Below are 1,932 nucleotides of genomic sequence, written 5' to 3'. Positions count from 1 at the left end.
TGAGAAAGTAAAGTTTCCTAAAGATGCCGAAAGAAAAAGAAAATTCAAGATGATTAAAAAATTCATTATAATTCATTATTCAGAAAGCAAGAAATGAGAGAATCACAATAGAACAAATTGTATATGGAGACAAAGTGAAATGGATGTTGAAATTCAAAGAGTTTTTGATCTTCTTAATAACGAAAGATTCAGAGCAGGATTATCACTCCTTAGACTTAACTCACAATTGATAGCGGCTGCTCAAGCCCATTCCAACGATATGGCTAGGCATAACTATCTAAACCACACTGGTTCTGATGGTTCATCAATGGTAGATCGGATGACGCGATATGGCTATAATTATCGGTGGGCTGGAGAGAATATTGCATATGGTCAAACCTCTGCTCAAGAGGTAATGCAATCTTGGATGAATAGTGCAGGTCATCGTAAAAATATTCTCAATCCTAAGTTTCGTGATGTTGGGATTGTATATGCTTACGGAAATACATTCTATTGGACACAAAACTTTGGTGCATAGCTATTTTTGAGAATCTTGGTAAGAAATCCGCGCCAGGGAATTCGTCAACTGTATCTGGGGCATAGGGCATAGGTATTGGATATTTTCCCCAGTCCCTAGTCCCCAGTCCCTAATTATTTACTCGTCTTCAGCAAAAATGAAGCGATATAACTCGCTAGGGTCAGGTTCGGGGCTACTTTGGGCAAATTTAACAGCTTCCTCAATAATACCCTGGATTTTCCTCTCAATATCTTTGAGTTCTGCTTCCGTAGCTAGATTTTGTTCCAGCAAATAACCAGCTAACTTTTTAATGGGGTCACGAGCAAACCAAAATTCTTTTTCTTCCTTACTGCGGAGTTCGTCGGGGTCCGCCAGAGAGTGACCCCGGAAGCGATAGGTCATAGCTTCGATTAAAGTTGGACCTTCACCAGCACGAGCGCGGGCTACGGCTTCTTGAGCAACTTGACGGACTGCTAAAACGTCCATTCCGTCCACTTCCACACCCACCATGTTAAACACACTGGCTTTCTTGTAAATTTCTGGTTGGGAAGTTGCTCGTTCGTGAGCCATACCAATTGCCCACTTATTATTTTCTACCACAAAGAGAATTGGCAATTTCCATAAAGCTGCCATATTCAAGGTTTCAAAAAATTGACCATTGTTAGCAGCACCGTCACCAAAAAAGCAAGCAGTTACTTGGTCTGCGGTTTTGTCTCCCAGAACTTCCCGACGGTATTTGGACTGGAAAGCCGCACCAGCAGCCACGGGAATACCTTCGGCTACGAAAGCATAACCACCTAATAATCGGTGTTCAGCAGAAAACATATGCATAGAACCACCGCGCCCTTTACTGCAACCTGTGGCTTTACCAAATAATTCCGCCATAACTTCTCGTGCGGGCACTCCAGCACTTAAAGCATGAACGTGGTCACGGTAGGTACTGGAAACGAAATCTTCACCAGGACGCATTGCTCCTTTGATGATGCCACTACAAACCGCCTCTTGTCCATTGTATAGGTGGACAAAACCAAACATTTTCCCTCTATAATACATTTCGGCACATTTATCTTCAAATAAACGCCCTAATGTCATATCTTCGTATAAGCCCAATCCTTCTTCTTTCGTAATTTGGACTGTGGCGTTATTAAATGTGGGTAATACGCGCTCTTGAATCATGCTTGTGAAGTATTCCTATTGTAAAACAAACAAGTTAAGTTTGTCTTTGATTACGTTAGCGATAAATTAGCCGACGTTGACAAAATTAAATTAATTAATTGATCAAAACCTATTTTATAGGGTAACAATCAGGATAACTGGCTTTCTGCATAGCGATTAACAATTAACTTAATTCTATAGGAATCCGGTTTGATTCTGTGAATTTACTTGTGTGGTCAGGGAACTCTTAACAGGTAACAGGTAACAGGTAACAGGGAACC

At 41.0% G+C, this 1,932-nt stretch carries 2 protein-coding genes; one reads left to right on the top strand and one right to left on the bottom strand.

Annotation, left to right across the window (positions count from 1 at the left end; translation table 11 throughout):
- The first annotated feature begins 139 nt into the window (after positions 1-139).
- Entirely contained in the window at positions 140-517 is a 378-nt protein-coding gene (locus ACIR131C_RS0114230; protein ID WP_028090741.1) for a CAP domain-containing protein, read from the top strand.
- Between the two features lie 117 nt (positions 518-634).
- On the opposite strand, the gene pdhA is transcribed toward ACIR131C_RS0114230, so the two are convergent.
- A complete protein-coding gene (gene pdhA, locus ACIR131C_RS0114225) occupies positions 635-1,672 on the bottom strand; it encodes a pyruvate dehydrogenase (acetyl-transferring) E1 component subunit alpha (RefSeq protein ID WP_028090740.1) in 1,038 nt (345 codons plus the stop codon).
- Positions 1,673-1,932: the final 260 nt, after the last annotated feature.

Source organism: Dolichospermum circinale AWQC131C, assembly GCF_000426905.1.
Classification (GTDB): Bacteria; Cyanobacteriota; Cyanobacteriia; order Cyanobacteriales; family Nostocaceae; genus Dolichospermum; species Dolichospermum circinale.
Note: the sequence above shows the minus strand (reverse complement) of the source record. Positions and strands in the feature narration are given on the sequence as shown.

Coding starts and splice junctions, on each gene's coding strand:
- ACIR131C_RS0114230 (WP_028090741.1), top strand. CDS start 140: ATGGATGTTGAAATTCAAAGAGTTTTTGATCTTCTTAATAACGAAAGA.
- pdhA (WP_028090740.1), bottom strand. CDS start 1,672: ATGATTCAAGAGCGCGTATTACCCACATTTAATAACGCCACAGTCCAA.